The following is a 7,304-nucleotide window of genomic DNA, read 5'->3' as shown; positions in this document are numbered from 1 at the left end:
GGCCTATGGGTGGTCAAAAGCTAAAAAAAACCCTCCACAAGTGGAGGGGGTAAGTAAGATGTCGTTATGAGATGCTGAGTAGTGACTACTCAGGTGTTATAATTGTAATTTTCGCTAGCGAACAAATTTTTAACATGCTCCCTTAATTGGGTGCAAATTAAGCATTGATTTAAAAGTTAATAACTTGATCTAGGTTGCAAAGCACACAGCTTTTACCCCTCAATCAGTGTTAGAATACTTGCCATCAAAACTAGACAAGATTGAATTGGAATTTAACGGAATGACCGAATTAAAGAACGATCGCTATTTACGCGCACTTTTAAAGCAGCCTGTTGATTACACACCGGTATGGATGATGCGCCAAGCTGGCCGCTATCTTCCAGAGTACAAAGCAACGCGTGCAGAAGCAGGCGACTTCATGTCTTTGTGCAAAAACGCGGAACTTGCATCAGAAGTAACCCTTCAACCTTTACGTCGTTTCCCGCTTGATGCGGCAATCTTGTTCTCTGACATCCTAACGATCCCTGATGCTATGGGCCTAGGTTTGTACTTTGAGACAGGTGAAGGTCCTAAGTTTGAGCGTCCTATCACGTGTAAAGCTGACGTAGAAAAAATTGGCCTGCCAGATCCAGAAGGTGAGCTGCAATACGTAATGAACGCAGTACGTCAGATCCGCAAAGATTTGAACGGCGACGTTCCATTGATCGGTTTCTCTGGTAGTCCATGGACTCTAGCGACTTACATGGTTGAAGGTGGAAGCTCTAAAGCATTCACTAAGATCAAGAAGATGATGTACGCAGAACCACAAACGCTGCACTTACTTCTAGATAAGCTAGCAGACAGCGTTATCGAATACCTAAACGCGCAAATCAAAGCGGGTGCTCAATCGGTAATGGTATTTGATACATGGGGTGGTGTACTGACTCCTCGTGATTACAACCTATTCTCACTGCAATACATGCACAAAATCGTTGATGGTCTAATCCGTGAAAACGATGGTCGTCGTGTACCAGTAACACTATTCACTAAGAACGGTGGCATGTGGCTAGAGCAGATCGCAGCAACGGGCTGTGATGCAGTTGGCCTAGACTGGACTATCAACATCCAAGACGCAGTTAAGCGCGTGGGTGATAAGGTTGCTCTGCAAGGTAACATGGATCCTTCAATGCTTTACGCTTCTCCAGAGCGTATCCGTGAAGAGGTATCGACTATCCTTGAAGGCTTTGGTGATGCTGGTACTGGCCACGTATTTAACCTAGGCCACGGTATTCACTTAGATGTGCCGCCAGAAAACGCTGGTGTGTTCGTTGACGCTGTTCACGAACTGTCTAAGCCTTACCATAAGTAATTCTGAGTCAGATAATTGAAAGCGCTGCTGGGTAACTGGCAGCGCTTTTTTATTGCCTTCAGATTGGTAATTCTATACTCGTTTAATTTCGGCTGTGTGCAGCTCATTAGGCATTTGGATCATGGTAGGCCAAATGCTCTGAGATGTGTTTGCGTATGTAAGGAATAACCTCACTTTCAAACCATGGGTTCTTCTTGAGCCAAATATTATTGCGTGGTGAAGGGTGGGGAAGTGGTAAAAACTCTGGTGCCCAAACCTGCCAGTTTTTGACAGTCTCTGTCAGTGTCTTGGTGGCTCTTTCCTTCAAATAGTAGTTTTGCGCATACTGCCCAATCAAAAGTGTCATTTGAACATTGGGCAGTGACCGCAATACTTTCTTGTGCCAGAGCTCAGCACACTCCTTACGTGGTGGCAGATCACCACTCTTCCCTTTACCTGGGTAGCAGAAACCCATAGGTACAATCGCGACCTTTTGTTCGTCATAAAAGGTGTCGCTGTCTATCCCTAGCCACTCTCTTAATCGCTCGCCACTGGCGTCATTCCACGGGATGGAGGATTCATGCACTTTGATACCTGGCGCTTGCCCAATGATTAGCAAGCGTGCATTTGGGTGGGCTTGGATAACCGGGTTAGCACCATGTGAAAGGTGGGGTTCACAAGCTCGGCACTTTCTTATCTCGGTGAGTAATGGTGAGCTCATCAGTAACCTTTATCAAAGTCGATGACATGATTTAGGGTAAATCCATCTCGCCACTGCTTGTAGTTCTCTGCGAAGATCTCGACCACCTGTCTCGGTTCACTGAGTGCGGCAATGTGCGGTGTAATAGTGACTTGTGGCAGTTTCCAGAAAGGGTGATTTTGCGAAAGGGGCTCGCTTTCAAACACATCAAGAAATGCATGCTCAACCCAACGGTTTTTAATCGCTAGCAACAGCGCTTTGTTGTCGATGCCTTCGCCTCTGCCAACATTAAATAGCAGCACGTTAGAACAATAACCAAGGGTCGTTTGGTTGAGCAGTTGATAGGTTTCAGCGGTCGAAGGCAAGGTGTTGACCACAATGTCCGCTTGCTTGAGAGCTGCCTCCAGTTCATTGATATGGAAAGTGTCTTTAAAGGTTTCTTGCTTCGATGGGATACCAGTACGGTTGACACCAATGGTATGAATGCCAAACGCCGCAGCGGTTTTTGCTAAATGGCTGCCGATAGACCCTGTGCCTAAAATCACCATAGTTTTGTCAGTTAGGCTAGAATAAAGCTGAGGCTGCCAGTTTCGTTGCTGTTGTTGCTGGTGGTAGTGAGGAAAGTGTCTAAAGTGGCTGATTGCGTAACCTAAAACGTACTCCGAGATAGCAGGGCCGAAGATACCTTTTACATTGGTTAGCGTGTAATCCTGGCGAAGTTCTGGTTGGGTGAGCTTATTGATGCCAGCGTAGGTGCTTTGTACCCACTCAAGCGTTTTAAACTCGTTAAGGCGCTCGGCTATCAGGGGAGGCGACGCTAATACAATCTCAGCTAACTCGGGGTTTTGAGTGATTTCTAGGTCGGGTAGATCCCGGTTTAGAATCAGTTGCGTATAGGTATCGTCATGCTCAGTCATAATATAGAGCTTATTCGTAAAATTGTTCATCGGCTTACCTTTTCCCCCCAGAGTTTATCAAGTACACTTTCGCTGTCTTTTTCTGCAATTATTGAGTGACTATGCTTCAGAATCCACTGCAGGTTCGTCTTGAAAAGTTAGAACCTTGGCAACAAATTACCTTTATGGCGTGTCTGTGTGAGCGTATGTACCCTAACTATGCCATGTTTTGTGAGAATACAGAATTTGCCGAAGCTCGCATCTATCGTGATGTTTTGGATAGCATTTGGGAAATCCTAACGGTAAAAACGGCAAAGGTGAACTTTGAACGCCAATTAGAGAAAGTTGAAGAGCTTTTCCCTAGCGCAGACGATTTTGACTTCTATGGTGTTTACCCTGCAATGGACGCTTGCCAAGGTTTGGCAACGCTTGTCCATGGTCTGCTTGACCGCGAGCATATGTTTGAAGCCGTGATTAAAGTAAGCCAACAGTCGGTTAAAACGGTTGCTGAGCTTGAGTTCGCTCAAGGCGCTGAAGAAGTGACTAACGAAAACCAGAAAGAAAACGAAGCGGTATGTGAAGAGTGGGACGTTCAGTGGGCCATTTTCCGACCACTGCGTGAAGCGACTGAACGTGATATCGAGTTGATTAAAGACTTACGCCACGAACTGCGTGAAGAGCCAGTAAGTAACATTGGCGTTACTCTATAAGTTCGCAATCGAACCAAAGTACATATCAAAATAAAGGCTCCCTTGGGAGCCTTTGTTGTATCTATTGATAACCAATTCAGATTAAGCGTCTTTTTTCTCTTCTTTAGACGCTTGCTCTTTGTCGGTTGCCTTCGAATCTGAAGTATCGCTATCTGCTTGAGTTTCTTCTTCCAACTCGTCTTCTTCATCGCGGCTCTCAATTACGCCGTGTTTCTCTTTCCATTTTTCCCAGCGTTGGAATGCCAACTCTTGCATGTCGGTCGTTTTATCCGCTTCATCAACAATCTCTTCACCTACTAGGTGCTCAAAGATGTCCTCTAGGGTAATGATGCCCTGAATTGTGCCGTATTCATCAACAACAAGAGATAGCTGAAGGCGTTGAGCCATCATCTGATCGAACGCTTTTGGTAATGGCAGATTGTTCAGTAACACGTGAATAGGGCGCATTACGTCACCTAGTGGCTTTTCGCCACAACCTGCTTGTTGCAGCTTGAACAGCTCTAAGCGGTGTACAAAACCGATGATATTGTCACTCTGCTCACTGTAAACCAGCGGACGTGAGAATGGCGTGTCTTTATGGTCCGCAAGGAACTGATTGATGCTCATTTCAGCATCGACACGGAACACAACAGGTCGTGGTGTCATGACTTGAGTCACTGGTACATCTTGAATGCCTAATAGGTTGCTTAGGATTTTCGATTCACCTTCTGCAAACTCACCGCTCTCTTTTGCCAAAATCGCCATTGCAGATAGCTCGTCACGCATTTTTGGTGCTTCGTGACCACGAGCCAAGCGCTTAGTGATTTGCTCAGAGAACCAAACAAACGGTGTTAGGAAGAACACCATCCAACGAAGTACGCTCGCCGATGCTGGCGCAAGTTGACGCCAGTAAGTTGCACCAATTGTTTTTGGAACGATTTCAGACAGTACTAAGATACCTAGAGTCAGTACGGCAGAGAATACACCTAACCATTGGCTACCAAAAACAACCGCCGCTTGTGCACCTGCTGTGGCAGCACCGATTGTGTGCGCGATGGTGTTAAGCGTTAAAATTGACGCCAGTGGGCGGTCGATGTCTGTTTTCAGTTTGTCTAACGACTCTGCTGCAGGATGCCCATTTTGTTTTAGTTGAGCGATATAGCTCGGACTAATACTCAAAAGTACAGCTTCCAAAACAGAACAAATGAAAGAAACTCCAATGGCGATGGAGACGTAAATAGTTAGCAGCAGCATGTTTGCCCTTAAATTAAATTGTACGCTTTATCAGCGATTCAGCGTGGATTATAGAGAAAAAGTAGTGGCTTGGTCATCATTAATTTTGCGCTCAGCCCCTTTTAAACAAGGGCTTGCTTAATAAAATCAGTAACAAATTGTGAGTTATTACTCATATTATGGCTAAAACTACGGCATTAGAGTCAAAGATCGGCGACAAACCTTTGCCAGATGGGGCATTTATGTTTTAGAGTGAATTGAATTCAAAAATACAAAGAAGGGAAACCTAAAATGAACAAGACTCAATTAATCGACTTTATTGCTGAAAAAGCGGACCTTTCTAAAGCACAAGCTAAAGCTGCTCTAGAAGCGACTCTTGGTGGTGTAACAGATGCTCTTAAAGATGGCGATCAAGTTCAGCTAATTGGTTTTGGTACTTTTAAAGTAAACCACCGTGCAGCTCGCACTGGTCGTAACCCAAAAACTGGTGATGAGATCCAAATCGCTGCTGCAAACGTTCCAGCATTTGTTGCAGGTAAAGCGCTGAAAGATTCAGTGAAATAATCTAAACTGTACCGAGGTAGTCGTATTCCACCTCGGTACAGGTTTTTATGAAAAAAGCATTTCTTCTCGTTTCACTATTATCTACATTTCTCATAGGCTGTTCTTCAACAAGCCCTCGCAAAAACCTAGAACAATTTGAAACTTACACCGGCGGCCAAGTTATGGGCGACGCGACAAGTTTTTACTGGGTGACCAATAAGCTCACACAACCTCATACATCAGCAGATTACGTTACCGTCGGTGATTACGGTTGGTATCAAACGGATTACGCCTGGTCGGAAGGTGTACTTCGCGAATTTATCCGTGAAGGCGAGCAGCGCAACGCATCGAATGAACTGGCCCCATATCGTGTTCATGTACGTTTCAACAAGTCTGGTGAAGCTGTGTACCAGCAGTACCGCATTGCTGGCAAAATTCTACCTATCCGATCTTCACAGTTAGAGAACTATAAGAAAGAAGCCTCACAAGTCTTAGAGACCACGGCTAAGCAGAATGACGAAGGATTCAAATTGGTCCAAGGCTATTGGAACGGTCAGTCTTTTGAAACTTGCTCGGGGAAAGAGTTTTCAAGCATCGATATCAACCAAGCTTTACCCAACTTTGTGATTAACCGTTTGGCATCAGTGGAAAGCTATGCGGCGTTTCTTGGCAGTGATTCACTAGGAAAAATCACTGTAGAGGAGCTATTGATGTTAGCGGAAGAAAGCCATGATTGTGTTGTAAGACCATCACTGCTGAAGAGTAGCGAATAGAACATTAAGAGTATTTGGCCTACTGTAGGCTAAATACTTATTAGTCTGTACATTTGTACGTAGGATAATAAAAAAGGCGCCCATTAAGGCGCCTTTTTCTATTCTTGGCTTGCTGTCATTTACTTACTGTTATTGTAAAGTAAGCGAGTGACAACAGTGATTACTGCTCTTGCTCGCGCGCAATCGCACGGTAACCAATGTCATTGCGGTGGAACATACCATTCCAGCTCACTTGCTTCGTTAACGCGTATGCGCGTTCCTGAGCTTCAGAAACAGTGTTACCCAGTGCTGTTGCACAAAGTACACGACCACCGTTTGTCACCACGTCGCCAGCTTCGTTATTTGCAGTACCTGCGTGGAAAACCTTTTGGCCTTCAACTTCGCTTGTTGGTAGTGAAATTACGTCACCTTTTGCGTAGTCAGCAGGGTAGCCGCCAGCCGCAAGAACAACACCAATTGAAGCACGTGGATCCCACTTAGACTCAGCTTGGTCTAGTTTCTCATCGATAGCCATTAGACATAGATCAACAAGGTCTGACTCCATACGCATCATGATAGGTTGCGTTTCTGGGTCGCCAAAGCGGCAGTTGTATTCGATAACTTTCGGAGTGCCGTCAGCATCGATCATTAGGCCAGCGTAAAGGAAACCTGTGTAAGGTGCGCCTTCTGCGTCCATGCCGCGTACCGTTGGGTAGATAACTTCCTCTAGGATGCGGTTGTGGATCTCAGGCGTTACCACTGGAGCTGGAGAGTAAGCACCCATGCCGCCCGTGTTAGGACCAGTGTCTTTGTCGCCAACACGTTTGTGGTCTTGGCTGGTGGCCATAGGCAAAACGCTTGAGCCATCAACCATCACGATGAAGCTTGCTTCTTCGCCTTCAAGGAACTCTTCGATAACCACGCGGCTGCCAGCTTCGCCGAATGCGTTGCCTGCTAGCATATCTTTGATTGCGTCTTCTGCTTCTTCAAGAGTCATCGCAACGATAACGCCTTTACCAGCCGCAAGACCGTCAGCTTTAACTACGATTGGTGCGCCTTGCTCACGAACGTAAGCGATAGCTGGCTCAATCTCAGTGAAGTTCGCGTAAGAACCGGTTGGGATGTCGTGACGAGCTAGGAAGTCTTTAGTGAATGCTTTAGAGC

Annotated in this window: 8 protein-coding genes; 4 read left to right on the top strand and 4 right to left on the bottom strand. The window is 45.7% G+C overall.

From position 1 onward, the window contains the following. Positions 1–280 precede the first annotated feature (280 nt). On the top strand, positions 281–1,348 hold the full coding sequence (gene hemE, locus BCT81_RS14280; protein WP_102424846.1) for a uroporphyrinogen decarboxylase: 1,068 nt from the start codon (positions 281–283) through the stop codon (positions 1,346–1,348). A 106-nt stretch (positions 1,349–1,454) separates the two neighbouring features. Here the strand turns inward: hemE and BCT81_RS14275 are convergent, their stop codons facing one another. Together BCT81_RS14275 and BCT81_RS14270 are read right to left on the bottom strand one after the other, a co-directional pair. Beyond that, positions 1,455–2,048, bottom strand: coding sequence for a uracil-DNA glycosylase family protein (locus tag BCT81_RS14275; RefSeq protein ID WP_004737082.1), 594 nt, complete (start codon positions 2,046–2,048; stop codon positions 1,455–1,457). Beyond that, a complete protein-coding gene (locus tag BCT81_RS14270) occupies positions 2,048–2,974 on the bottom strand; it encodes a D-2-hydroxyacid dehydrogenase (RefSeq protein WP_102424845.1) in 927 nt (308 codons plus the stop codon). The genes BCT81_RS14275 and BCT81_RS14270 overlap by 1 nt, the downstream gene beginning before the upstream one ends. Positions 2,975–3,045: 71 nt before the next feature. On the opposite strand from BCT81_RS14270, the gene BCT81_RS14265 reads away from it, so the two are divergent. Further along, entirely contained in the window at positions 3,046–3,633 is a 588-nt protein-coding gene (locus BCT81_RS14265) for a DUF416 family protein (RefSeq protein ID WP_004737084.1), read from the top strand. An 81-nt stretch (positions 3,634–3,714) separates the two neighbouring features. Here the strand turns inward: BCT81_RS14265 and BCT81_RS14260 are convergent, their stop codons facing one another. Then, a complete protein-coding gene (locus tag BCT81_RS14260) occupies positions 3,715–4,866 on the bottom strand; it encodes a hemolysin family protein (RefSeq protein WP_102424844.1) in 1,152 nt (383 codons plus the stop codon). 270 nt (positions 4,867–5,136) lie between these two features. On the opposite strand from BCT81_RS14260, the gene hupA reads away from it, so the two are divergent. Together hupA and BCT81_RS14250 are read left to right on the top strand one after the other, a co-directional pair. Then, positions 5,137–5,409, top strand: coding sequence for a nucleoid-associated protein HU-alpha (gene hupA / locus BCT81_RS14255; protein WP_004729753.1), 273 nt, complete (start codon positions 5,137–5,139; stop codon positions 5,407–5,409). 47 nt (positions 5,410–5,456) lie between these two features. Continuing rightward, on the top strand, positions 5,457–6,161 hold the full coding sequence (locus BCT81_RS14250; protein ID WP_102424843.1) for a DUF1481 domain-containing protein: 705 nt from the start codon (positions 5,457–5,459) through the stop codon (positions 6,159–6,161). Positions 6,162–6,321: 160 nt separating this feature from the next. Here BCT81_RS14250 and purD read toward each other — a convergent pair. Further along, on the bottom strand, positions 6,322–7,304 hold a 983-nt coding region (gene purD, locus BCT81_RS14245; RefSeq protein ID WP_102424842.1), incomplete at its 5' end, for a phosphoribosylamine--glycine ligase.

This window comes from Vibrio sp. 10N.261.52.A1, from assembly GCF_002876325.1.
Lineage (GTDB): Bacteria > Pseudomonadota > Gammaproteobacteria > Enterobacterales > Vibrionaceae > Vibrio > Vibrio chagasii.
Note: the sequence above shows the minus strand (reverse complement) of the source record. Positions and strands in the feature narration are given on the sequence as shown.